The sequence below is a fragment of the Acinetobacter sp. WCHAc060025 genome (assembly GCF_004209355.1).
In the GTDB taxonomy this organism is placed as follows: domain Bacteria; phylum Pseudomonadota; class Gammaproteobacteria; order Pseudomonadales; family Moraxellaceae; genus Acinetobacter; species Acinetobacter wuhouensis.
Genome location: NZ_SGSX01000013.1, coordinates 46079 through 70194 on the forward strand (window position 1 = coordinate 46079; position 24116 = coordinate 70194).

General features: G+C 40.1%; 35 protein-coding genes and 1 pseudogene. 11 read left to right on the top strand and 25 right to left on the bottom strand.

The genetic code is table 11. From position 1 onward, the window contains the following. The 17 genes from EXE09_RS12175 to EXE09_RS12255 form a co-directional block, all read right to left on the bottom strand. Positions 1–1545 (bottom strand): terminase, encoded by a 1545-nt coding sequence (locus EXE09_RS12175; protein ID WP_130117449.1) that lies wholly within the window; start codon positions 1543–1545, stop codon positions 1–3. Between the two features lie 4 nt (positions 1546–1549). Then, complete coding sequence (locus EXE09_RS12180) at positions 1550–2290, bottom strand: terminase small subunit (RefSeq protein WP_130117450.1); 741 nt, start codon at positions 2288–2290, stop codon at positions 1550–1552. Further along, the gene (locus tag EXE09_RS12185) at positions 2268–2453 is read right to left on the bottom strand and encodes a hypothetical protein (protein ID WP_130117451.1); all 186 of its coding nucleotides are present in this window, start codon (positions 2451–2453) and stop codon (positions 2268–2270) included. Before EXE09_RS12185 ends, EXE09_RS12180 begins: the two co-directional genes overlap by 23 nt. Before the next feature lie 57 nt (positions 2454–2510). Beyond that, entirely contained in the window at positions 2511–2669 is a 159-nt protein-coding gene (locus EXE09_RS18825; protein WP_165382064.1) for a hypothetical protein, read from the bottom strand. 430 nt (positions 2670–3099) lie between these two features. Further along, positions 3100–3543, bottom strand: a complete 444-nt coding sequence (locus tag EXE09_RS12190; protein WP_130117452.1) for an antiterminator Q family protein — start codon at positions 3541–3543, stop codon at positions 3100–3102. 9 nt (positions 3544–3552) lie between these two features. Then, positions 3553–3909 carry a DUF1064 domain-containing protein gene (locus EXE09_RS12195; RefSeq protein WP_130117453.1) on the bottom strand — a complete coding sequence of 119 codons (357 nt, stop codon included), beginning with the start codon at positions 3907–3909 and terminating at the stop codon, positions 3553–3555. Continuing rightward, positions 3902–4396 carry a hypothetical protein gene (locus EXE09_RS12200; RefSeq protein WP_130117454.1) on the bottom strand — a complete coding sequence of 165 codons (495 nt, stop codon included), beginning with the start codon at positions 4394–4396 and terminating at the stop codon, positions 3902–3904. Before EXE09_RS12200 ends, EXE09_RS12195 begins: the two co-directional genes overlap by 8 nt. Further along, positions 4389–4841, bottom strand: coding sequence for a hypothetical protein (locus EXE09_RS19080; protein WP_228257205.1), 453 nt, complete (start codon positions 4839–4841; stop codon positions 4389–4391). The genes EXE09_RS12200 and EXE09_RS19080 overlap by 8 nt, the downstream gene beginning before the upstream one ends. Next, the gene (locus EXE09_RS12210) at positions 4834–5250 is read right to left on the bottom strand and encodes a hypothetical protein (RefSeq protein ID WP_130117455.1); all 417 of its coding nucleotides are present in this window, start codon (positions 5248–5250) and stop codon (positions 4834–4836) included. Before EXE09_RS12210 ends, EXE09_RS19080 begins: the two co-directional genes overlap by 8 nt. Next, the gene (locus EXE09_RS12215; protein WP_130117456.1) at positions 5243–5653 is read right to left on the bottom strand and encodes a hypothetical protein; all 411 of its coding nucleotides are present in this window, start codon (positions 5651–5653) and stop codon (positions 5243–5245) included. Before EXE09_RS12215 ends, EXE09_RS12210 begins: the two co-directional genes overlap by 8 nt. Beyond that, positions 5650–6186: a hypothetical protein gene (locus tag EXE09_RS12220; RefSeq protein WP_130117457.1), complete on the bottom strand. Its 537-nt coding sequence runs from the start codon at positions 6184–6186 to the stop codon at positions 5650–5652. The genes EXE09_RS12215 and EXE09_RS12220 overlap by 4 nt, the downstream gene beginning before the upstream one ends. A gap of 33 nt (positions 6187–6219) precedes the next feature. After that, positions 6220–6483 (bottom strand): winged helix-turn-helix domain-containing protein, encoded by a 264-nt coding sequence (locus EXE09_RS12225; RefSeq protein ID WP_130117458.1) that lies wholly within the window; start codon positions 6481–6483, stop codon positions 6220–6222. Then, on the bottom strand, positions 6480–6710 hold the full coding sequence (locus EXE09_RS12230) for a hypothetical protein (RefSeq protein ID WP_130117459.1): 231 nt from the start codon (positions 6708–6710) through the stop codon (positions 6480–6482). The genes EXE09_RS12225 and EXE09_RS12230 overlap by 4 nt, the downstream gene beginning before the upstream one ends. Beyond that, positions 6707–7582: a hypothetical protein gene (locus EXE09_RS12235; RefSeq protein WP_130117460.1), complete on the bottom strand. Its 876-nt coding sequence runs from the start codon at positions 7580–7582 to the stop codon at positions 6707–6709. The genes EXE09_RS12230 and EXE09_RS12235 overlap by 4 nt, the downstream gene beginning before the upstream one ends. After that, positions 7575–8480, bottom strand: coding sequence for a helix-turn-helix domain-containing protein (locus tag EXE09_RS19085; protein WP_228257206.1), 906 nt, complete (start codon positions 8478–8480; stop codon positions 7575–7577). Before EXE09_RS19085 ends, EXE09_RS12235 begins: the two co-directional genes overlap by 8 nt. A gap of 44 nt (positions 8481–8524) precedes the next feature. After that, on the bottom strand, positions 8525–8776 hold the full coding sequence (locus tag EXE09_RS12250; RefSeq protein WP_228257207.1) for a hypothetical protein: 252 nt from the start codon (positions 8774–8776) through the stop codon (positions 8525–8527). A gap of 23 nt (positions 8777–8799) precedes the next feature. Beyond that, positions 8800–8985 (bottom strand): hypothetical protein, encoded by a 186-nt coding sequence (locus EXE09_RS12255; protein ID WP_008303823.1) that lies wholly within the window; start codon positions 8983–8985, stop codon positions 8800–8802. A gap of 103 nt (positions 8986–9088) precedes the next feature. Here EXE09_RS12255 and EXE09_RS12260 point away from each other — a divergent pair, with 103 nt between their 5' ends. The 8 genes from EXE09_RS12260 to EXE09_RS12295 all read left to right on the top strand — a co-directional run bounded on the left by EXE09_RS12260 (position 9089) and on the right by EXE09_RS12295 (position 13841). Next, positions 9089–9778: a S24 family peptidase gene (locus EXE09_RS12260; protein WP_130117462.1), complete on the top strand. Its 690-nt coding sequence runs from the start codon at positions 9089–9091 to the stop codon at positions 9776–9778. 200 nt (positions 9779–9978) lie between these two features. After that, the gene (locus EXE09_RS12265) at positions 9979–10326 is read left to right on the top strand and encodes a hypothetical protein (RefSeq protein WP_130117463.1); all 348 of its coding nucleotides are present in this window, start codon (positions 9979–9981) and stop codon (positions 10324–10326) included. After that, on the top strand, positions 10326–10664 hold the full coding sequence (locus EXE09_RS12270; protein WP_130117464.1) for a hypothetical protein: 339 nt from the start codon (positions 10326–10328) through the stop codon (positions 10662–10664). Before EXE09_RS12265 ends, EXE09_RS12270 begins: the two co-directional genes overlap by 1 nt. After that, positions 10661–11095 carry a hypothetical protein gene (locus EXE09_RS12275; protein ID WP_130117465.1) on the top strand — a complete coding sequence of 145 codons (435 nt, stop codon included), beginning with the start codon at positions 10661–10663 and terminating at the stop codon, positions 11093–11095. Before EXE09_RS12270 ends, EXE09_RS12275 begins: the two co-directional genes overlap by 4 nt. Continuing rightward, complete coding sequence (locus EXE09_RS12280; RefSeq protein WP_130117466.1) at positions 11092–12105, top strand: hypothetical protein; 1014 nt, start codon at positions 11092–11094, stop codon at positions 12103–12105. Before EXE09_RS12275 ends, EXE09_RS12280 begins: the two co-directional genes overlap by 4 nt. 11 nt (positions 12106–12116) lie before the next feature. After that, the gene (gene bet / locus EXE09_RS12285) at positions 12117–12998 is read left to right on the top strand and encodes a phage recombination protein Bet (RefSeq protein WP_130117467.1); all 882 of its coding nucleotides are present in this window, start codon (positions 12117–12119) and stop codon (positions 12996–12998) included. Beyond that, complete coding sequence (locus EXE09_RS12290; protein ID WP_130117468.1) at positions 12979–13599, top strand: lambda exonuclease family protein; 621 nt, start codon at positions 12979–12981, stop codon at positions 13597–13599. The genes bet and EXE09_RS12290 overlap by 20 nt, the downstream gene beginning before the upstream one ends. Further along, positions 13596–13841, top strand: coding sequence for a hypothetical protein (locus tag EXE09_RS12295; protein WP_130117469.1), 246 nt, complete (start codon positions 13596–13598; stop codon positions 13839–13841). Before EXE09_RS12290 ends, EXE09_RS12295 begins: the two co-directional genes overlap by 4 nt. 312 nt (positions 13842–14153) lie before the next feature. On the opposite strand, the gene EXE09_RS12305 is transcribed toward EXE09_RS12295, so the two are convergent. From EXE09_RS12305 to EXE09_RS12315, 3 genes and pseudogenes are all read right to left on the bottom strand, one after another. Further along, complete coding sequence (locus tag EXE09_RS12305; protein ID WP_130117471.1) at positions 14154–15104, bottom strand: tyrosine-type recombinase/integrase; 951 nt, start codon at positions 15102–15104, stop codon at positions 14154–14156. 188 nt (positions 15105–15292) lie between these two features. Then, on the bottom strand, positions 15293–15847 hold the full coding sequence (locus EXE09_RS12310; RefSeq protein WP_087553180.1) for a flavodoxin family protein: 555 nt from the start codon (positions 15845–15847) through the stop codon (positions 15293–15295). 41 nt (positions 15848–15888) lie between these two features. Continuing rightward, positions 15889–16626: pseudogene (locus EXE09_RS12315) on the bottom strand (SDR family NAD(P)-dependent oxidoreductase). 177 nt (positions 16627–16803) lie between these two features. Here EXE09_RS12315 and EXE09_RS12320 point away from each other — a divergent pair. From EXE09_RS12320 to EXE09_RS12330, 3 genes are all read left to right on the top strand, one after another. Continuing rightward, on the top strand, positions 16804–17208 hold the full coding sequence (locus EXE09_RS12320; RefSeq protein ID WP_087553179.1) for a winged helix-turn-helix transcriptional regulator: 405 nt from the start codon (positions 16804–16806) through the stop codon (positions 17206–17208). Positions 17209–17315: 107 nt separating this feature from the next. Further along, positions 17316–17687 carry a hypothetical protein gene (locus tag EXE09_RS12325; protein WP_130117472.1) on the top strand — a complete coding sequence of 124 codons (372 nt, stop codon included), beginning with the start codon at positions 17316–17318 and terminating at the stop codon, positions 17685–17687. 15 nt (positions 17688–17702) lie between these two features. Further along, positions 17703–18074, top strand: a complete 372-nt coding sequence (locus EXE09_RS12330) for a hypothetical protein (protein ID WP_130117473.1) — start codon at positions 17703–17705, stop codon at positions 18072–18074. 70 nt (positions 18075–18144) lie between these two features. Here EXE09_RS12330 and EXE09_RS12335 read toward each other — a convergent pair whose 3' ends face one another. From EXE09_RS12335 to EXE09_RS12355, 5 genes are all read right to left on the bottom strand, one after another. Beyond that, positions 18145–18624: a tRNA (cytidine(34)-2'-O)-methyltransferase gene (locus EXE09_RS12335; RefSeq protein WP_130117474.1), complete on the bottom strand. Its 480-nt coding sequence runs from the start codon at positions 18622–18624 to the stop codon at positions 18145–18147. Positions 18625–18711: 87 nt separating this feature from the next. Beyond that, positions 18712–20085, bottom strand: coding sequence for a siroheme synthase CysG (gene cysG / locus EXE09_RS12340; protein ID WP_130117475.1), 1374 nt, complete (start codon positions 20083–20085; stop codon positions 18712–18714). A gap of 89 nt (positions 20086–20174) precedes the next feature. Then, positions 20175–21446: a serine--tRNA ligase gene (gene serS, locus EXE09_RS12345; protein WP_087553174.1), complete on the bottom strand. Its 1272-nt coding sequence runs from the start codon at positions 21444–21446 to the stop codon at positions 20175–20177. 108 nt (positions 21447–21554) lie between these two features. Beyond that, positions 21555–22364 (bottom strand): RsiV family protein, encoded by an 810-nt coding sequence (locus EXE09_RS12350; RefSeq protein ID WP_130117476.1) that lies wholly within the window; start codon positions 22362–22364, stop codon positions 21555–21557. A gap of 215 nt (positions 22365–22579) precedes the next feature. Next, positions 22580–24052, bottom strand: coding sequence for a carotenoid oxygenase family protein (locus tag EXE09_RS12355; protein WP_130117477.1), 1473 nt, complete (start codon positions 24050–24052; stop codon positions 22580–22582). Positions 24053–24116 lie beyond the last annotated feature (64 nt).

Consider the following 24116-nt stretch of genomic DNA (forward strand, 5'->3'; position numbering starts at 1 on the left):
TTATCCCATCCAAGATGAATTATTTTTTAGTGGTGGTGGTTTGGGTTTTCTAACCAAACCTATTTGATCTCGAATTTGCGCAAACTGCCTAAATGCGTCTGCTGCCTCTGAATTACCATCGGTTTTGACAGGCTCGCTTGAGTACGACTGTGTTTGCTTATTATATTTTCGAGTGTAATTTTCAATATGAATCAAACCATCCTTACAACCCACTTCATCAAACCAAACATCGTTCACTAAGGCTTCACGAGTCTTTGTGATACCGTGAATTAATTCAGATACACGAGGTACAATTTGAATATTTTGCAATCCTAAATTCTTAAGCATTTGTTGTGGTGATAGGTTTGCACTTTCGCCCTGTCTTGCATGTGCTCCATCATGTGGTAGATAGTGAGTGCCCCACACCCAACCACGTTTTTGCATACGCTCAACAAAGTAGGCATAAGGCTCACCCCAACCTTCATCAAATGATATGAACAAGTCTTGCATAGCAACTCTTTGGTGAAACCAAATTGCAGTACCATCAGAGTTGCCAATATCCCAAAACGTATTCACAGGAATACCTGAGCGATAAGGCACAGAACAAATACGACCTTCTTTGCGAACTTTGGTGAATTGCTCTGTATACCAACAACCTTCTTTTGACTTTTTAAAAGCCTCTTTTGGTGTTGATGGGTATTCTTGCCACATCAACTGAGATTCACCACTGAAATCAGTGTCACGTGTCGCACACCACCATGCACGCTGCTCGATTGAAAGAGTTACACCACACTCTTGCTCAATCGAATCAAAATAAGCATGATCTTTTTCAGTAATAACAATACCGTATGGATCAAGCGCATATTCTTTTGCACCAAACCATGGATAAAAGTGAAACTTATAGTCTTTTTTCGATAATTCTTTATTAGCTTCTTTATTTTTACGTGCCGTTTCAGACATATCGTAAAATGCACCGCTCTCACCTTCTGCGGTGGACTCAATAACAATAATCCCACTAGGTGATACGGCAGGAATTGAGCCTGTTAAAACCTCTTTTGCTTTATCTGGAAACTTTGCACAAATTTTACCAAACTCAGATACATGCAAATACTGCAAAGTACCTGAACGCATTGATGTTCCGACTTTAATTGAGCTGTTGTTATGAGCAAAAAGTAACTCACTTGCACTGTCGCGCTTTAGTGGGAATCTTGCTCGAATTTCATCAGGTAAATTATCGTACGCAAACTTTACCTTGTCTCGAAAAAGGCTCTCTGCTGCTGCTCGATCTTGAGCAATCATACCTGCGCGTGTATCACCCTCCCCAAATAAACAGCAATCTAAGTAGTAAATTGCTATCAGGGTTGTAAATCCAAGCTGACGAGCTTTTAGAATTACATTTCGATAATGCAGATTATTAATGAAATCAAGTTGGTGCTCATTAGGAATAAAGGGTGCTTTCAAGCCCTCTGTTTCCTCATCACCCTTAATTAAGATTTTGTATAAAAACCCACTTGTCAAACGCCACCACGGATCAGACAAGTTTTTTTCAAGCTCATCTGCTGTCATGACACTATCCTTTTGGTTTTAAAGTATTTCCACTTGCTCGCTGCAATAAATCTTTGAGCGGGTCAGAAATATCATGTTCAATCTTATCCTTAAACATCCCAATATGCTGACCGACCAACTTCAAAGCAGTCATCTGATCATGCATTTTAATTTCAACACCTTCTTTGGTTTGCTTGGCACCTGCATATAGCAGCCGAGCCGACTCACTTAATGTTGAAGTATCTTCAATGTGAATGTAGCCCTTACCCTCACCATCACATTTGATGCATTCGGGATGAGGTGGTTTAGTTCTTTTAAATCCATAACCACCATCATCAGTTGGATATGTTGCTTGATATTCAGGCATATCTTGTTGAATCGCTTTCTCTTCAGCTATCGCTTGCTGCATGGCAGTTTCAAATTCTTCCTCATCACGCCACTGGTATTGATGATCAACACCCCAACAAAAACGGCAATTTACAACTTTGTGTTTTACTAATTCACGAGGATCTGCGGTTGCAACTGACCAAAGTCGAGATAACACATCAACCTGTTCAATATGTAATTCTTTTGCGCGCTCAGCTTTTAGAAAGTTAATTCGCTCTTGAACTTCGGGATGACTCCAAGCTCGCCACGACGTACTCTTGTCTGCATACCCTGCCAATTCACCTGACTTAGCGATATTTAGACACTTTAAGTACTCTTGAGCCAAACGTTCACGACGGTCATCTTCAAGCGGCAAACTACCGAGCGGAATGTCTTCCATTTAATTTCACCTCAATATTCCCAATCTGTTCACACACTTTTCTTAAAGCAATCTGACACTCTTGCTTAAACGCATAACTACTAAACAAATGATTGTATTCTTCAAGACGTTTGCGATTTGCTTTGAGAATGTCGAGATTCTTACGTGCTTCGATTTTGTCCATGACTTTCTCCAAGACAAAATAAAACCCCTTTCGGGGTAAGGTAAAATTTAGACTTAATCAATCTTCTAAATATTTCTGAACAAGTTTATCTATATCAGATGTGCGCTCTCCCAATGCCTCTTTAGTGTCATTAGGGATACGTGGGTCTAAGCCCATGCCGCGCATGAAGTTAGCAACTGATTCAAGCGCTTCTAATAATTCTTCATTGTCGTTCATCTTCACTTCCCTCTAAGCATTAATAAACCCCGACATGCAGGGTTAAAGGTTTCGAATTCGATAGGTTTAAATGGGACGAAATCGATCTAATTTAAAAAGGGCTTCGTACGAAACGAAACCCTTGCCTTCATTACGATATTGATCAGCTCGGCAACTAATCTACCGCTACTCACAATCACACCAACCTAACATGCACGGTTTGCTTTACTTGCTTTCAATCTTCTTTAGTTTGGGTCGCCACACCCAAGTCAAGCCCCATAAGGGAAGTTTACTCGAAGGCATGTTCTACTGGTCGGCACTCCAGCAGGGATATGATGTCTTTTCACAGACAACAAAAAAGCCCACCTTTCGATGAGCTTCTTGCTGTGCAACTTACATACTTCGTGCACTATAACCGAAATTTATCAAAGTAATGACGGCAAGTCAAATATCACCCTGTTAAATGAGAATTTATCTTAAATCTGGTCGCTACACGCACAAGCCCCAACATCTTATCTCGTGTTACAGCAAAACGAGACATGTCATAAAATCTAGATATCTGCTCTTCTGAGTAAGCATTCACATGATAATCAATCATAATTGTCAGCCATTTTTTCACCTTGCTGTTTTCCGTATCCATCAAATGATTAATCATATCTTCAACAGCTTGCGCTTGATCATCTGTGATATTGCATCTTGGTAGTGATCTTCTACGATTATCACGCATTACACCATTAGCTATATCAATCAATCGCCCCATCTGATTGCTATAACCTAAACGCTCATAATGACAATCAATCAGCAGCCAAGACCCATATTGCTCAAGCCATTGTTCAAGTGTTTTTTGTTTCCAATCCATCGCCACTGTAAAATGCTTCTTAACTACTGCGTTCATGATTTCCCCTTAAACCTCTAAAATTTCTATCCCATGCACACTCATCATCAAGTGCTTTTTAATACGATAAGAATCTTTCTTTCGAGTTATCTCGCTTTTGACATCCTCGACAACCAATTGACCTTTTGCCCGATAAACAAAGTCAGCGAAATAACGCAATGCAGGCTTTCTTCTCGCTTCACTCTTAAACTTGACAGACTCAGCAAGTACAAACGCAAACTGCGTCTGTAGCTCACTGATTTCGCCTGTACGCTCTAATAGCTGCAATTCTCTGTAACGCCTTGCTTCTTTACGAGAATCGAAAGTAGCGCCCTCTAGCACTACTTTACGGTTGTTGAATTTTTGCTTCTTGCGTGGTTTAAGCATTGTCACCTCGCCAAAATTCAGCAATCTCTTTCCTCATATCATCAATGCTGATTAAGTGATTTATATATTCAATCCACGCACTCGTAAGCTCCCATGATCCGTTTAGAAAAACATCATGATTAACAAGATGGGATTTTTCTGGATCATCTCTAGCTATCTGCAAATGCTCCTGATCAATAACTTTAATGAATTCACCATTTTCAAAATGATAAAACTCAGCGTCATCTGGAGCGGTGTTGATCGCTATCACTAATTGCTTAAATCTCAATAGCTGATCCACTGCCTCAACTACCTGTTCACACGTCCAACCATTACGAGCAGACAATCCATTAACGCCATGCAGCATGCCTGAGATTTTCAGCATTGATGTTTCAAAACGATCTTTACGAACGACCTCGCCTGAACCATCAAATTCTAGATCCTCAAGCTTTGCATCGCGGAATTGTGGCAAGCGAATATCTTGTTCTGTAACTGGATTTTTATTCATGCTCACCTCGCAGGGCTTTTTGAATTTCATAAGCCATACTTGGCCGCATGGTTGTGTACTCATCATCAATCAATTTTTGAAGCAAAGCTTTTAGATCCTTATCTTCGTTTTGATAAGTTTTAATGCTTTGAGCTTGATTTAAATTCCATTCTTCAAGTCGATTAATCTCAGCCTGTTGCTCTTGCCAAGCCTCCCACTGCAAACCAATAGCCAAAGGAACTGATCTGCCCTGTCGACTTGGGATGTATAATTTCCCATTATGAAAAAATGCTGTTGTACGATGTTTTTGAATGCGATTAATAAAACGTAATTCATGATCTTGAGTTGCACCAAAATCCTTTAGCTTCTCGTAGTAAATGCGCTCACCATCCACAACATAAGAAGCGCACGAAAGGCATTGGTCCAATTGCTCGTTACATGAAGGGCAAGATTTAAATTTATCCACGACGTTCCACCTCCATTTCAGGGCGTTTTCTTAATGAGTTGCGCCAGTCGCCCTTATAGTCTTGATCTGATGCGTATGCGTAACAATCACCACCACAATCAGTAAAGTTCATTACATGTTCTGTTCTGTTTGGTTTGTCAGGCTCATTCACAGTCCAAAACTTTGATCCATTTCTATCCATGAAAAAATAGTTCATGTGTTTAGGCGCAACACTCCAATCAGGTTGCCATTCTAATTGGCTCGAATTCGATGCTTTTAAAATCGCCTCAGGTACACCGCCTTGACGCTTATCCGCTTCGGCTTGCATTGCATCCGCATAACGCCACCCAAGACCAGCGCAAATATCAACACTCACACCGCTTTCCGCTATCTTTAAAGCCATTTCATGCGCCATCGTTAATTTATCCATGGTTGATCACCTTCGTATTTGGCGAGATGTGATTACGGATGTCGGTGACGTGATCTGATTCAAGTTGCTTATCAATGATCTTTCTAGCCTCACTAAAATCACCAACCAACATTGCACCACCTTCTATTTTCTCATGGCTTAACTCTGCATAAGCTGCAAGTTCTTCCGCCTCAGATCGTCCGTAATAGTGGTGCTCAATGGCGGTGCGGAGGTCGTTAATCCGAACAAATTCAACACCAAGTCTTACCTGATCAGCAAAGTAAAAATGATTCTCGTTATGACAGCAGATAACTCTGCCTGTATCGACTCGATAGTGAGTGCCGAAAGTAGCACCCTCCACAATCGCCTTCGCCTTTTCAATGCCGCCCACTTGCTCGATTAGGTTGTTTGTAGTTGTGGTCATGCCGCTACTCCTTGCGTTCTAAGCAACTTCGCCTGTTTGAAATACAAATAATCCTCAACATTGTTAAATGCAGTCTCTACACGCAACAATGCATCACTACGCACACGCTCAAAACCTTCTAGCGTTTCTTGCTCTAAGATTGCGCCCAGTTCTTCGCCAATACCTTTCCATCGTGTTTTAAGCCCATGCCCACGATACACAGTTGAATCACAACCAAAACGGAATTGCTCAAAACTCATTTTTGGCATCTGAAACTGGGTCGGCACTGTCAGCACTTCATCTTTTTCAACTGAGTAGTAATGCGAATCCACACCAAAAAACCACTCTTGCTCAAGTGGAATTAACAGGTTCTTAAGACAGATAATCAGATCACCGTGATATACGTCATAAACCACATGCTTTGGTGTCAACTCCTTATCAGCTAAATCGTTTTCTTCACGCCACGCATCAATGTTTTCATTCACTTCATCGATATTGAATGACATCTCAAGCGTGTGAAGTTGCTGTGACTGCGACTTGTACAGATTCGCCATTTTGTTCGGGTTATATTTCTTATTGCGCTTTTTTCATCCCTTCACCCCAAATAGTTGTTTTGATTTTTCTGTTAAAAAATATCGCGCATCTCCACAATTACCACACAACACTCGACGCACATATCCTGCACGCTCTAATCCCTTTAAGTACCTTTGCGCGCTTCTCAGACTTAAATCAGGCAATACTTGTTCTCTTAGTTCAGAAGTTGATGCGACTGGCGTAGTTTGGATAGCTTGTAAAACCGCAATGACGCGCTCAAAAACTGCAATTTGATTTACTTCGGTTTTATTCTTCACACCCCACCTCCTACTTGCTCCACAATCGTCTTAATGGCCTTAAGCGTTAATTCAGGATCATCACCTGGTACAACAAACAGGCTTTCAATCATTTGCACTTTCTTGGCGTACTTGCGAGCATCATCACGATATCCATTACGCTCACGGTCTAGCTTTTCATTAAAAGCAAGAAGCTCGGCATGTTCTTTTTGAAGCTGCTCAAGATTCATTTCTAGGTAATCATTCACACCCCACCCCCTACTTGTTCATCCAAAAAACGCACCGCATTCGGCAATGGCTTTTGCTCAGCTCGTAGTGCCGCTTTGTATTCCTCGAAGTTGTCAAACGGATCAATATGCTCGTCCTCGATTGACTCCCATGGTTGTGGCTCTTTGTGTTCTTCCGTCATCCTGTTGACTGGATTGCGCTTAATCAGTGGTCCAAGTTTCGCCAATGCTTCCTGAGCTATCGTTTTATATCGCTCAGATTCGCTCAGTTGCTCCAATTTGGTTTGTTTATGCTCTAGCAGTGCAGTTGCATCGGGTGCAGTTAAAAAGCCGTCTACAGTCGCCTGATTGATGGCTGCAATCTGCTGATCCTTGTCTGTACCGAGCGAAGTCACATAAATTGGCTTCAATCCCTGATCTTTGGCTTGAGTCACAAGGCGGTCATAAGCATCACAAAAGATTTTCTTTGCTTCGGCGCGTTGGTATTTATCACCAGTCTTAATCAAGTCTTCACAACGACTGAATGCTTGAGCCATTTGCTCAGTCCAAATCACTGTTAATTCCTGACCATCAAAACCAATCGACTTTTCAGCAATCGCCCATGCTTCGTGTGAGCCAAGCCATTCATCGGTCTTTGGTTCGCACCATCCTGCAAATTCTGGGAATGTTGGACAGAATGTTGAACGCTTCATCCGAGTCAATCCGCGCTTGATGTCATCAGGTGATAAGCCCTCAAATACCTCACATGCGGTTGCAATCAGATCATCCTCATACTGCTCTGCTGTTTGACCCTCAATCATTGGAAAGGTTGCTGAGAACTTGGCTCTGTAATATCGCTGCATCCGAGAAATGATTTCTTCAGCCCATTTTCTAGGGAAAGTTGACTCAAACATCGCGCATCTCCAAAGCATCAAAAGTATTCACAGTGCGTTCCGCTCTAAGCTTGTTAGAGCCAATCAAAGGGACTTGCTGGACTTTTGGTTTTGATTGGTAGCTAGTTTGCTGATTGTTGTTTAGCTTTGCCCAGTCATCACGAATTGCTGTTTTGAAAGCAGCATCCCAATTCAGGTACTTGTACCCATTGGCTTCACACTTGGCAGTGAAATACTCAAGATGCTGCTCAAGGTGTTTGTAGTTTTTTTCCAGCGCCCAGGTTCGGACTTGATCGCTGATTGTGAAATTTTTAGGGATTGATGTTTTTGTCTTTCCAGACTCACGTTTTTTTGTGGTTGGTTTTGCTTGATCTTCGCCTGTGGTTTTTTCTTGTGCGAGTACACTATCTGATACTTCATGGTAGTTAATGGTAGTTAATGAATGTTTGTGTGACTCTGCGTCACTACTTTGTGCGCTTAAAGTCACTACTTCCTGCATTAAAGTCACTACTTCCATGCCGTCAAAGTCACTACTTGTTTTTCTAAGGTGGTGACTTTGCGTCACTGCTTTAGTGATGTTTTCTACAACGAACTTGTATTTTGAATTGCTTCCTTTTGATCTTTTTACCAACAAAAAACCAAGTTTTTCGAGTTGCTTAATGTGGTGACTAACAACACGGTTTGATAACCCAGTGTCATCCATTAAGGTTTGGATTGTTGGGTAGCAAATGCCTGTTTCAAAATCAGCATAAGTAGCCAAAGTTAAAGCAACATGCTTTGTAGTTGAGTGCATCTTGATTGAGCGAATACTAGTGACGTAATTAAACTTTTTTTCCGACATGGCTTTTCGCTCATTTTTTGGAAAACGAACAACCTCACCTTGTGGGGATGGTGGTTCGTGTGCTAAATTTGATTTCATTCAATGCTCCTAAAGTTTTGAATACAAAAGCCTGACCTAGACCGTCAGGCTTTTTCTTTGTCTGCCGAGGTAGTCGAAGTTTCCTTTGTCTGCCCCCATAGTTTTTCCATACGATGAAACTCACGCTTACGAGCAATGAGGTTCTTTATGGCTAAATCTCTTAACCACTCAGCAACAGTTATGCCTTGTGCGTTGCAAATGGTTTCAATCGCTTGGTTTGTGTTGTCGTTAAATTTCACAGTCACAGGATTGCAAAGCTTTCCATCTAGGAATCCCGCCTCCAGTGCTTCATTCATATCGTCCACCCCCATTTGCCCACCTATGCGCTTAGCTTTCCAAGTTTGGCTTTTAGTTTCCCTTTGGTTGATATTTCAAAAACCGCCTGGGTGCTTAACGGGATACCTTTGCGCCAATAATTAATCACAGATCTATCTCGACCAAGGATTCGAGCGAGATCAGCGTCACTTTTAGCTTTATAGAAAGCTCGCAAGTCATCTACGGTCATGTTTATTTACCTAAACTACTATGTTTAGTTTATTGAACAATAAGTTTAGGAATATGTCAATTTTTTTGTTTAGTATTTTAAACAAACATAAGGTTTTATTATTATGCAGACCACATCAGATAGAATTGCTCAGCGAATGAAAGAGCTTGGCCTTCAGCACAAGGACTTGGTTGCTGCCACTGGGGCGAGCAAGGGGACTGTTACCAACTGGATTAACGGGGTAAACAATCCAACTGGAAAGAGATTGGTTCAACTAGCCCAGGTGTTAAAAACTACCTCTAGTTGGTTATTAATTGGAAATTCAACACCTGAATTTACACAAGTTGAGCCTTGGGATAGCAATACCCCTCTTGATGATGACGAGATTGAAATTCCATTCTTTAAAGATTTTTCTTTTGCTTGTGGTGGCGGCTCTATTGGCGAGGCCATCGCTAATGAAACACGCAAATTAAGAATGTCTAAAGCAACACTACGAAATCTATCTATTACAAAAGAGAATGCTGTGGCAGCGACTGCAATCGGTGATTCAATGAGTCCAACCATTAAAGATGGCGATACGATCCATGTTGATCTCGGAAGAAGGAATATAAAAGACGGGAAAATTTTTGCTATTTGTCTTGGTGGCTTGTTCTATTGCAAAAGACTATACAACCTGCCTTTAGGCGGTGTGCGCATTGTTTCTGATAATTCTACAGAGTTCCCAGAAATACATTTAAATGCCCAAGAAGTAGTTGATCAGCAATTGGAAATTATCGGTTGGGTTTGGCAAATATCTAGCTTAGAAAGTTGGTAATCACTCACAAAAAATGCAGCCTGACTATATGTCAGGTTTTTTATTGCTTAAAAATTAATGTTCAGAAAAATAATAAAAAAGTTCATTTTACTAAACAAAAGTATTGACTCGTTTTGTTTAGTTTACTAAACTAAACCTCGTAAACACAAAAAAGCCTGCCGACTCTCACATCAAACAGGCTTCAACACAACGAGGTCATTATGACAACTAAATTCAATATTCTCAAGTCTGCATTCATTGCAGCATCAATCAGCGCGGGGATAGTAGTAGCTTACGCTTTCCAGCCTGCCAAAGTTGCTGATGATAGTCATCAAGTGATTATCACAGCTCAAAAATACGAAGTGCTTAACCGTGCTTGCATTGAAACCTGTATCGCTACTGTCAAAGCCAACGATTACAACATTTATGTCGAGTACAAGCTTGATGGTGCTTCAGTAGAGTTTCTGGACATTCTCAATGTCGTACGTCATGACGAGACTGTGAATGCTTATGTTGATCGTTATGAGATTCAAAAGATTAACGCTGCGATTGCGAAGGGAGAGCGCTAATGGGTATTAAAAAATTAGTAACCATGACGGTTGAGGTTGAGATTGAAATCGAGCTTTCGGAAAGCCTAGCAAACCCTTCCGCTGAAGATATTGAAGGCATTAATTACTGTAGCTTCGATGTTAAGAACTCTGATGATATTTACAAAGAGGCTGCTCGCTTAGTCCTTCTTGGTTATGACGATTGCAACAATGATGTTTTTGGGTACATCAAACAATCATGGGCTAAGGGTTTAAGCACTCCACCAGAAGCTACAAGTTTTTATAACCTTAAAGAACTCTACATTGAGGATTTTAAGGTTGAGGAAATTAACGCTGCGATTTTGCGAGGTGATCAATGAACATCAAAGCTAACACTTTAATCCTTGCCCCTGTCTTTCCTGATTTTGAAGTGGCAGAGGACATTGTTATTCAAGATGGCAAGGTGGAATTCACGCTTCAGTATCGCTTCGATTTTATCAGTGATGCGTCAATAGAATGCAGTATGCCATTACTTGAATGCACACAAGGTTTTGCAGTTGGTGATTCAGATCCACAAAACTGCCATGAAATTGATATTCCTGCTTTTAAAGCAATTAAAAACACACTGGTAACTGTAGTGAAAGCCGATGCCGTAGCAACCAAAGAAGGCAATGAATTTGTCTTACTTCCTGAGCAGTTACGTGTGTTGAATGTGTCGATTGTGGATTGGTGTGAAGAGCAGTTTTTAAAGGAATCTGAACAGCAAGCTACTTACGTTGCGGAAGATATGGCAGAGGAGATTTACGGATGAATGCGAAATTAGAATTAGAAATTGCCGATCAAAACATTGTTGTTGCTGCATTTCGCAAACCAGGCGGTACTGCTGAATTATTCGAGCGCATTGCTCAAGAAGCGCGTTCACATGTGCCTGATGTGACCACTAAAAAAGGACGAGATCAGATTGGCTCACTCGCTCTAAAAATTAGTAAATCCAAGACATTTATTGAGAAGTGTGGCAAGGAATTGGTTGCCGAGCAAAAGGCTCAAATCAAGCTTATTGATGATGACCGCATTGCGACTGTTAAGAAGTTTGATGAACTGCGTAATGAAATCTTGGCACCGCGTGATGCTTGGGAGCAGGCTGAAAAGGATCGTGTGGCGAAGCATGAAAATTCAATAGAAAGAATTAAAAGCTCTGCTCACTGGTATGTCGACACTATGTTGTCGGAATTACAACAGAGTCTGGACTGGCTTGAAAACCATTTGGTGATTGACTCGTCATATGAGGAGTATGAAGAAGCTGCAAAGCTTGCGAAATATGAAGCTATTGAGCTTTTAAGAAAAGGTATTGCTGACCGTCAAAAATACGAAGCTGAACAGGCTGAATTGGAGCGTTTGCGTCAAGCTGAAATCTTGCGCCAACAACAAGAGCGCGAAGCTCAAATTGCCCGTGAAGCTGCTGAAAAAGCCACTCGTGAGGCGGAAGAAAAAGCACGGTTTGAAGCTGAACGCGCACAACGTGAAAAGGCAGAATCTGAACAACGTGAAGCTCGATTAAAAGCTGAAAAAGAAGCTGCTGAATTGCGTGCTGCTCAAGCTGCTGAAAATGAACGTAAGCGTATTGAGGCTGAACAGATTGCTAAAGCTGAGGCTGAACGTAAAGCAGCTGAAGCGCGTGAAGCCGACCAAGCTCATAAAAAACTAATTTGCAGTGAAGCACTTAAAGGTCTGACTGATCTTGGTGTGAGTGTTGATCAGGGTAAAGCCATTCTGAACGCAATCAATAAAGGCTTAGTGCCTCACGTTTCGATCAAATTTTAAGGAATAAGAATATGAATGCAGTAGCTCAAGTTGAAAGTCAATTAGGCTTATCAATCAAAGATTATAACCTTGACGAATCGATGTGGTCTGCCCTTACATCTTCAATCTTTCCAGGTGCAAAACCTGAGTCAATCATCATGGCGGTTGAGTATGCGAAAGCACGTAATCTCGACATCATGAAGAAGCCTTGCCATATCGTACCAATGAGCGTGAAGGACTCTAAAACAGGTCAATCGCAATGGCGTGATGTGATTATGCCGTCTATCACTGAGCACCGAATTACCGCAACACGTACCAACCAGTATGCAGGTCAAGATGCACCAGTATTTGGCCCGATGGTTGATATTAAGTTTGGCAATGTTGTGCACACGGTTCCAGAGTCATGCACCGTGACTGTGTACCGGATCATCCATGGTGACAAGGTTCCGTTCTGCCACACCGAGTATTTTGAAGAAGCATGCGCCACTGTTAAGGATGGCGGCCTGAACTCAATGTGGACGAAGCGCAAGCGTGGCCAATTAGCTAAATGTGCTGAAGCTGGTGCTTTGCGCAAAGCCTTTCCAGAGGAAATCGGAAACGAATACACCGTCGAAGAAATGCAAGGCAAGGAAATTACGGTCGGCGGATCTGAGTTGTTTACTGACACTCAAAAAGCAATTGGGAGTTCGGTGCCTACTGACTATCAAGAATTTGAGGATGAGTTTTTATCTCATTTTCAAAATGAGGCGCAATACGGATCAAATCGACTTCAGGAGGCTTATATCGCCCTACCTAAAGGCGATTGTAAAAAACACTTCTGGACCACTCATTCAGTTGCTTTAAAACAAGTTGCTGAACTCGCAGATCAAGCCTTATCACACCAAGGAGAAACCTATGACCATTCTCCAACGTAGTGAAGGTTGGTTTGCAGATCGCTGCGGCAAAGTGACTGCAAGTCGTATTAAAGATATTGGCGCAAAACCAGTTAAAGGTAAGAAATACAACGCCCTAACATTAACAATTCTTTCTGAGCGCATTACTGGCGTTCAGGAGGAAACTCCAGCCTCAAAAGCAATGCAATGGGGTATAGATCAGGAAGAAAATGCGATTGCCGCTTATGAAAATGAGACAGGCAATTTTGTTAAAGGCGCAGGGCTAATTGATCATCCGTTTATTAAATTAAGTGGTGCTTCGCCAGATGGATTGATTAATTTAGATGGTCAAATTGAGGTTAAATGCCCTGCTACAACAACTCATTTGAACACGTTACTCACCAAAGAAGTGCCTGCTGAATACATTCCGCAGATCACTTGGCAATTGGCGTGTACTCGTCGTAAATGGTGTGACTTTATTAGCTTTGACCCTCGCCTGCCTGAGCATCTGCAAATTGTGATTATTCGGGTATTTGCAAAAGATTTGGACATTGCAGGTGTTGAACAAGCAGTCATTAATTTCAATATTGTTGTTGATAAGGCAATGGCTGAGTTGAATGCAGAATATGAGGTGGCAGCATGAAACACATTCACCCAAACCTTGCTATCCTCTTTGAAGTTCACTTATTGAATTTTGGTTGCAAAGCGAATTTTGTAAGGCATCAGGCCATTGTTCAGTACTGGCGTAGAGGCTCAAAAACAATGGAAATTAACAGCTTCGGTGTGATGAATAAGCCGATGCAAGAAGCATATAAAAACTTTCTAAATTTGTATCTAAAACATGGTCGCAAGTTTATTGAAAGCCTTAGAAGACAGGTGGCGTGAATGGATATTCAAAAAAAGCCAACACTGGCAGAAAAACAAGCATTTTGGGTTGAGCAAAGACCGTATTTTAAAGAAAAGGAGGAGGGTTGATGGGGAGTGACATGGTAATTATGCCAAAATCCGAGCTTGAATCTCTTATCGATCGTGTGTGCAAAAAAGCAGTGCTAGAAGCACTTGAAGAGAAAGAAGACGAGTTATTAAACATTGGTCAGCTCTGTGAACGCATCCCTGGTTTAACTCGACACATATTTAAAAATATGTGTAAAACAACGAGATTAACCAACACTCAGGGGAAATACTCGTTAAAGGCGGTTAAAGCCGCGATGCAATCTCGGTAGCTGTAGGATTGTAATAGATCATTGCCCGCTTTGGATCTGACCAACCAAACATTTTACACAGATCCAATAAAGGCAATTTTAAAGCTATTCGTGTTGCTGCCGTATGTCGAGTATCGTGAAATACAATATCAAATAATTCTGCTTCAATGCGTGCTTTCATAAAATCATAACTAGCATATTTAGCCTCGTATTTAAAAACACGTCCTGATTTTCTTGCATTTAGTTTAGATAGTATCTCTAGTGCGTTTTTACTTAAAGGGACTTCTCTGGATCGTCCATTTTTAGTGGTTTTTAAGAACAAATATTTTTTATCGATCTGAACTCTCTCCCACTCCAATTCACAAATTTCTGATTGACGCATGCCTGTCTCAAGCGCAAGTAAAAAAATAGACTTTAATTCGTTGTTTAAGAATGGGAGTAGTATTTCAACTTCACAATCTGTGATTACACGTTCACGGTGATCTGAGATTTTTGGTAGTCTAACTTTTTGCATTGGGGATTCTTTTAAATAGAGTTTCGTATCTACACACCACGTCAACACAGCACTTAAAACCTGCATCTCTCTTCTAACTGTCATTGAAGAAACTTCTTCTAGTCTTGATTCTCTATATCTAACAAGGTAATCAAAATCTATGTTTATTAATGGTGTTTCAACATCCATGATTCTTATAAGTTGATTTATTCTAGATCGCTCACGATCTGCACCCTTCTTGAGAACTGAAACATTGTCTCTATATTCTTCCAAAATTTCTTTAAATAAAATATGATTGTAATCACCTTTCTTTTCATTTTTTAATTTTAATTCCAGTTCATGTGCCCAAGATTTAGCATCTCTCATAGTTGTAAATGTTTGAGATTGTGATGGATGCGGTTTGATCCTAACTGTAGCAGTTATACCTTTTTTTCTTTTTTGATATGTTGCCATTTTAAAATCAATCCTGTTGCAAAAATGTTGCACTTAATTTTAAAAAGCATTTTAATTCAATTGCAATAGATTAACAAATCTTACGATATATCAATGTTTTTAATTAAGATATTGAAATACAATAAAAATAGATTTAAAAAGTAAAGGCGCTGAATGCGCCTTTTGTTTTTTTAATCACTTTGCTGTGATCAACCCACAAATTTATCTGTAATCGTTTTTACACGTTGTGCATAAGCACGTACCGTATCCAAATCACCTTGTGGAATTTCCTCTGCTGAAGCATCCGCTGGGCTTTGTACCATCGCACCACCAAAACTTCCCATATAGTTAATATCATTGCGAGCAGCAGACTTCTTATTGGAAGGCAGAATACCTAAACTCACCCAAATACCACCATGTTGCAAAGCAAGCGCCTGTAACTGAATCAGTGTCATTTGCTTATCGCCATTGATACTGCCACTGTTGGTAAAGCCTGCAAAAATTTTATCTTGCCAAGCACGAATGAACCAACGCTTTGAAGAATCATCTGCAAATTTCTTAAACTGCCAAGGCGTAGAAGCCATATAAGTTGGTGCACCAAAAACAATTGCATCGGCTTGATCCAAAGTTGTCCATTCCTGTTCAGAAATATTGCCCTGTTGATCAATCGCAATTAAATCTGCCTGAATTTCATTGGCAAAATTTTCAGCCACAACTTTAGTGTGACCATAACCTGAATAATAAACTACGGCGACTTTAGACATGTGAAAACCTCTTGATCTGTTGAATAAAAAAGAATGTAAAATTAAAGGCTGATATAACTTGGAATCGGTGCTGTTAGTCCCTGTTTCAATTGCTGACTTGACTCACCAATCACCACTTCAAAAGCATTACGCTCTATCCCATCAAAAACATGTTCAGCAACGACTTTCGGTGAAACTTTTTCAATATCTAGTGTTTGGGTCAGATCAGTATCGATAAAACCAACATGGACACCCATCACATGCAAATTAGATTTGGCAAACCATTGTCGTGTGCTATTGGTAAAAGACCATGCCGCAGCTTTAGACATGGCATAACTGGCTAAAAATGTACTGGGTTGCCAAGATACATCGGACAAGATATTGACGATATAACTTTCAGACTGAGCGGATAACACAGGAGAAAATTGTTGCGTGCTATTGATCATGCCTTATAGATTGGTTTCTAAAACTTTACGTGTAGTTGCAACAATTTCAGCATCTACAGGGCTTTGATTCAGACGTGCAATGCCTGCATTATTAATCAAAATACTGACATCCCCACATTCTGCCACAGCTTTTTGAATTGACTCAGGATTGGTAACATCAACGTGTACAGCGATCATGCCTTGCTCATGAAAATTGTCGGTATTACGCATACCTGCATAGACTTTTTTCGCACCACGTTGGACTGCTTCTTTGGCAAGTACAAGCCCTAAGCCACGATTGGCACCTGTTATAAAAACCACAGCATCTGTTATTTTCATTGTATTTGCACTCTTGTAAATTTTGATCTGCGACATCTCAAACGACTTTTCAGTTTCAAATGAAAATGCTGCACTGATCAATTTTAGGGACTGATATGAAAGAATAGATTTATGATATACTTTTGAAACTAAGTATCAATTAGTTACCACTTGGTAACTGGTCACTCAACTGAATATTTATTGCGAATTATGGTTATTACAGAGGATTGAATTATGACTAAGGCATTCAATTTTAATATTTTTCACCCTGACTGCCCTGCACGATCTTTTTTTGATAAATTTGCAGATAAATGGATTCTTCTGATCATTTACCGACTGCATGGTCAATCACAGCACTTCAATGAGCTAAAAAAAAGCCTCACAGGTATTTCTCCAAAAGTGCTATCTCAAAAGTTAAAAATTTTGGAACGTGATGGTTTTATTTCCCGCACGATTCATGAAAATAACGTGATTCGAGTTGAGTACGCACTGACGCCACTGGGAATTGAATTTGCAGGAACAGCTTTGGTTTTTAAAAATTGGGCAGAGGAGAATATGCAACATGTGATTCGCGCACAGCGACTGTTTGATGCATCACAAGCGATCCCCGAAAGCAACTTAAGCACCGAAAGCTGTTGAACACGTTAAATCACTATTGGGGAGTATCAGGAAATACAATTCTTTACCCATCTCAGCTGATCCATAGGCTATAAATTATTCAATAACAACCAAGCATTAGAATTCCTATGAGCTATAGCATTGACTTAATTATTGAAAAATTACCTGCTGATCAGCAACAAGCATGGCAGGAAATTGAAGCCTTGCGTGAAGCATATTATGAAGATGAACGCCCTGTTGCAGCACAATTACAACAACTACATGCTCAACTAACTACTCACTATCCTTGTCTATGCGACTTTGCAGAGGATGATCCTGCTATGGATGACTCGCCATGGGCGGATGGTCCAATGATCAATAATTTCAGCCACGACATGGGCATGTTGGCAATTGTCTATTCCAAAGTTGAACAGATTTTACCCTTTATTATCCAACAGGCAAATCAATTGGGTATCACTGTAGCAGATGGTCAGGATGGGCAGATTTATCGACCTGAATAAAGCAGGAAATGGCTTATGCGCACACTTTTATTCATAAGTTTAATCTTCCCTTGCACCGCCTTTGCTTCATTTGTCAATTCATGCAATCTTGAAGTGCAACTCTTGGAAGATGCTTCGAGCCAAACGATTTATTTCAATCGCAATGGTTTGGAACAGGAACAAACACAGCCTACTATCATTCATGGCACTGTTTTAAACGTAAAAGCTGCAGGTCGAGCAGATCAAGGCTGTGATCATTATATTGGTGAAATCATCCAAAAGGCGTTAAATTCAAATCAACGAATTCGACTCAATAAAGATCAAGTAGTTAAAATCAATATCTTGATTAAAGAAGATGCCAACTTACCTTATTCAGAAACAGTGACTTATTTAAAAGATCCTGAATAGTTTGATTCTGAATTGAGAGAAATAGGACATAAAAAAATGCTCTCATCCGAGAGCATTTGAATATCGAAAATTATTTTAATTTCTGAAAACCCTGCTGACGCCATGCTTCATACAAAATCACAGCAGTCGCATTGGACAAATTTAAACTACGTGAATTCGGTGCCATCGGTAAACGAATCCAATGTTCTTTAGGGAACATCATACGTACATCTTCAGGTAAACCACGAGTTTCAGGTCCCATCAATAAAGCCACAGGACGATTTAAATTCGAGGTATGTGGTGTTTCAAAACCTTTGGTGGTTAACGGATAAATCGCATCTTGATCAATACCTTGCACTTTTAAATGCGCAAGACATTCAGCAAAATTTTCCCACACTTTCATGTGCGCCCATTCATGATAATCCAATCCTGCACGGCGCAACTTTTTATCATCCAATTCAAAACCTAACGGCTTGACCAAATGTAATTGCGCACCTGTATTGGCACATAAACGGATAATATTCCCTGTATTTGCAGGAATTTCAGGTTCGTATAAAACAACATGTATCACAAATTTTCTCTACTGCTCTTAATCCCACCAAGCTTCCCCTTTCAAAGGGAGAAACTCCCTCTTTTTAAAGAGGGGGCGGGGGAGATTTTATCGCCATCTTAACTGTTCACGTAAACTCACCACTTCACCAATAATGGTTAAAGTTGGTGCTTGAATTTGATGTTCTTCCACTTTCGATGCAATATCTGCCAAAGTACCGACCACCACTTTTTGCTCAGGTGTTGTCCCTTTGGAAATCAATGCAACAGGCATATTTGGACGTTGCCCATGTGCGATCAGTTTTTCACAAATCTTCTCTAAACCAACTAAGCCCATATACAACACAAGGGTTTGATTTTCATAAACCAATTCTTGCCACGGCAACTCAGGCGAGCCTTCTTTTAAATGCCCTGTGAGAAAACGAACACTTTGTGCATAATCACGATGAGTCAGTGGAATGCCTGCATAAGCAGAACAACCTGATGCTGCGGTAATCCCTGGAACCACTTGAAAAGCAATACCTGCCTCAAAGAGTTCCTGAATTTCTTCACCGCCACGTCCAAAGATAAATGGATCACCGCCTTTTAGACGACAAACACGTTTGCCTTGCGACGCATATTTAACCAATAACGCATTAATGCCCTCTTGTGGTACAGCGTGATTGGAACGTGCTTTACCGACGTAAATTTTTTCAGCATCACGGCGACAAAGCTCCATAATCGCAGGTGATACCAAACGATCATAAATAATCACATCAGCTTGTTGCATCAGGCGCAGTGCTTTTAAGGTCAATAATTCAGGATCACCCGGACCCGCCCCGATCAAATACACCTCACCTTTTGGTTTTTGCCACTCCGTTAAAGCCTGTTCGATTAAACGATCCGCTTCATCAATATGGTCATTAAACACTTGTTCTTTCAATGGACTTGCGTACAAGTCTTCCCAAAAAATACGACGCTCATCAGGATTACTAATTTTTTCTTTGACAACTTTGCGCCATTTTCCTGAAAAATCCGCAAGCTTGCCCATCCCATGCGGAATAGAAGCTTCAAGTTGAGTGCGAATTTGACGCGCCAATACAGGCGAAGCGCCATTGGTCGCAACAGAAACCACCAACGGTGAACGGTCGATAATTGCGGGTACCATAAATCGACAATGTGGTGGATCATCGACACTATTGACCAAGACATTTAAATCTTCACAGACTTCAAAAACTGACTGATTGACGGCTTTATCATTGGTTGCAGCAATTACCAAACGATAACTACTTAGGCTAAGTTCAGAACTGAACTTTTCAGGATGATATTGCCCCTGTGTAGAATGGACAATATCTAAAAGACTTTCTTCAATTTCAGGTGCAATCACATGAATAATTGCACCTGCTTTTGCAAGTAATACTGCCTTGCGATAGGCAATGTGCCCACCACCAACAATCAGACAAGGTTGCCCCTGTAGCTTTAATGAAATTGGGAAAATTTCCACTGTGTTCCTCAAAAGTTCAAATCTGATTGTACTCAGCAATATTCATGCACAACACGCTACCTATCATCGACTTTTTGACTTTTAAATGCTTAGTCAATAAATGTCGCACCCGCCATATACGGACGTAATACTTCAGGAATTTCAATCGAACCATCAGCACGTTGGTAATTTTCCATCACCGCCAATAAAGTACGACCTACAGCCAAGCCAGAACCATTCAACGTATGCACAAATTCAGTTTTCTTTTGGTCTGCGCGGTAACGTGCTTTCATACGACGTGCTTGGAAATCCCACATATTTGAACATGAAGAAATTTCACGATAAGTGTCTTGGCTTGGTACCCAAACTTCTAAATCATAGGTTTTGCAAGCGCCAAAGCCCATGTCACCGCCACATAACACGATTTTACGGTATGGCAAACCAAGTGCTTGCAAGATGCCTTCAGCATGACCTGTTAAGTCTTCCAAAGCTTGCATAGAATCTTCAGGTTTCACGATTTGCACCATTTCAACTTTGTCGAATTGATGTTGACGAATCAAACCACGCGTATCACGACCATAAGAGCCCGCTTCACTACGGAAACATGGTGTATGTGCCGCATATTTTAATGGTAAACGCTCAGGATCAACGATTTCATCACGCACGAAATTGGTGACAGGCACTTCTGCTGTTGGGATCAGGTAATATTCTTTTTCACCTTGTAATTTGAATAAATCTTCTTCAAATTTAGGTAATTGACCTGTACCACGTAAAGAATCTGCATTGACCAAATATGGTACATAGGCTTCGGTATAGCCATTTTTAAGCGTATGGGTATCTAACATGAATTGCGTCAATGCACGTTGCAAACGCGCCAATGGACCTTTCAATACGCTGAAACGTGTACCTGTCAATTTGGTTGCAGTTTCAAATTCCAAACCACCCATCATTTCACCAAGATCAGTATGGTCTTTGATCTCGAAGTCAAATTGGCGAGGTGTACCCCATTTCAAAATTTCAACATTATCACTTTCGTCTTTACCTTCAGGCACAGACTCATGTGGCATGTTTGGAATAGACATGAGTTTTGCATCAAGTTCAGCTTGAAGTTCATTCAATTCAACTTCAGCAGCTTTGATCTCATCGCCAATTGCAGACATTCGCGCCATGATTTCAGATGCATCACCGCCTGCTTTCTTGATTTGACCAACTTGCTTCGCACCCGAATTACGTTCCGCTTGTAAGTTTTCAGTTTTCGACTGAATGTCTTTACGGCGAGCTTCTAATGATGCCCATTCTTCAACGTTGAGTTGTACACCACGTTTGGCTAAGGCTAAGTTTACAGCCTCGATATTATTTCTGATTAATTTCGGGTCGATCATAGTCAATCTAAATAAGAGAAAAAAACTTACTATAGTGTAAGCTCTTCACTGCAAAAAATACAGTGACAGAGCATGTGACATTTATGAATTGTATGATTTGAATGCAATTTACGGGGCAATAGGTTTTTCTACAACGGGCTCAACTTGCGGTAAGCTTGGTAAATACTCAGCTTTAATCAAATCTTTCGCCACTTGGTATGGTAGTTTTAATTCTGGCATACCATCCGCATAGGAAGTGAGCTCATACAATGGGTAAACAAAGACTATGCCATTTACACCATAATAATAGTTATCGCTCAGTTGTAATTTATCACGAGTAATATCCTTTTGAATCAACCAATTGGCATTAGCATCATATAACTGTTCAGCCACCTTGGCTTCAACATTAGGTTTTAAAATATCGGTGAGTGCTAAACGTTTTTGCGTAGTCAAATCAAAGGTCACATATTCATTGTGATACATACCATGTGCTGCACCTGCTGGGTAGGTATAAGTTTGGATCACAAATGTCGCTAAATTATTTTGTTGCGAAATAAAACGCACATAAATCGAATTTTGGTTTAAACCTTTTGGTGAAGGCTGTGTTTCACTCTGAGCTGGCGCATTGGCTTGGTCTTTTTCAAACGCACTCGGCACATCTTTTTTAATACGATTTAAGAAATACTCATCAATCCACGGCACATTACTTTTGATAGTTTGCAAATCATACTGCGTACAGCCATCCTCATCGCAGAACTGTTTTTTAAGTACGTCTACGCGTTCAACTTTGGCTTGAATCAGCGGTGTTTGCTCTGACTTAGCAGTTGGCGCACTTGTTTGTTCCTGTGGTGCAGGTTTTTCTTGGCAGCCTACTGCGAATAAAACCGCTGTACATACAGGAATCGCATACAACCATTGCTTTTTTGCACGAAGTAACATGTCTGGTTTCGACCTTTATACTTTATAAATCTACTAATTAGATACTATACAAATCTCTGTTATTGAATGAAATTAAAAAGTGTAGTTTTATCGTATTTCATAGCTTAAAACAGCAACAGTTTAAATATATAACCAATCAAATTTTAAAATGTACCAATAACAATCCAACATATATCAATGCCATATCTACACAAATATTAACTTATCATTTTGATTTATTGAATAATATCTAAACTCACCCAATTACAATGAAAACCCAAAGGTACTCGAACACCCAAATCAATTTCAGCTTGCTCTTGAATTTCTAAACCATTTACTTTGAGAATAACCACTTTTGAACTTTCACCATCCAAGTGATGCAAATACATCATCAAATAACCTTGACCTTCAGTGTAGTGTTCATGCTCTGCAATAAAACTTACTTCACCAATCGCCCATTTTTCACCAAAATCATACGTCACAGATTGATTTAAAACCAAGTCATGAATAATCAGAAAGTTAAATAAGCCTGATTCGGGAAAACTTAATGTATAAAGATAACGATACGCAAGACCATTAAAGCGCATATCAATTTTTGGAAATTCTTGAATCCGATTATCCAGCACACTTCTTTTTAAATGTTTTAGATCTGAATCAACAACCCATCTTTCTAACTTCGCCTGTTGTTGCTCATAAGCAGCATGTTGTGAATGCTCAAAATCAGTATCATGCACCAATACATCTAAAACAATTTGTCCTGTTTGATCACGATATGCATTGGCAGCATGAAAGACAAAACTAGGATCTACCTCAATCCATTGAATATCTTGAGCATTGCCATATTTTTTCAAAATGCCTATTTGCGCAGTATGCTGATTATTCCAATGATATGGCACACTTTTACCCTGTAATAATCGCTTAAATGAATAGGTCAGTGGGAAATCAAAAATAATCACATCTAATTCTGTGATTAAACAATCATGAATCATTGGACCATGCTGTAATAGGATTTGTGTCAGGTGAATCAAATCACCATATTCATCAATCACTTGATAATAGGCATTTTGAGCATCCAAAGCATCATAACTAATCGCATGCAAATGCCCTGTTTTATTGTCTTTTCTTGGATGTGCCGTAAATGGTAAATCTGCATCACTATTAAACAACTGATAACGTTGCGCATTCAACTCATCATCCAAACAAATTGGAAATGCACCTGCTTCAATCACAGCCCACAACTCACCTGCGTGACCGAAAATATTGGTATTGACCACATCATGTGCACCACGGCGATAACCAGCAATTTGGGGTAAATTCTTAATTTTTTGAATGCGATCCGTTGCAATCATCGTACTTTTAAACCAAATGGCTTGACCGTCTTGCAACTTCAAACCATGAATCATGCCATCACCTAAGTACCAATCGAATAAAGTGGGATTTTGAACATGAATAGGATTTGAACCAATACGAAGCAATAATCCATTTAAATGTTGTGGAATTTCACCAACAATTTTGAATTCACGAAGCTCTGATTCTGCGACGGGCTGATAGACTATGTTTTGGTAAATATGATGTTCTGTAGATGTAGAACGTCTTCTTAAAAATGTTCCAATTATTGTAATTATTTTTTGGAAAACCCTATTCTTCAATGATTTAAAAGTCGTCATCTTTGCATAGGGAAATTCTTTTTTACCTTGATGACGAGACATTCAAGCACCTTTTTTTTATTTCAGAGAATATCTTTTAGCTTTTGAACTTATTCTTGTTCTTTTA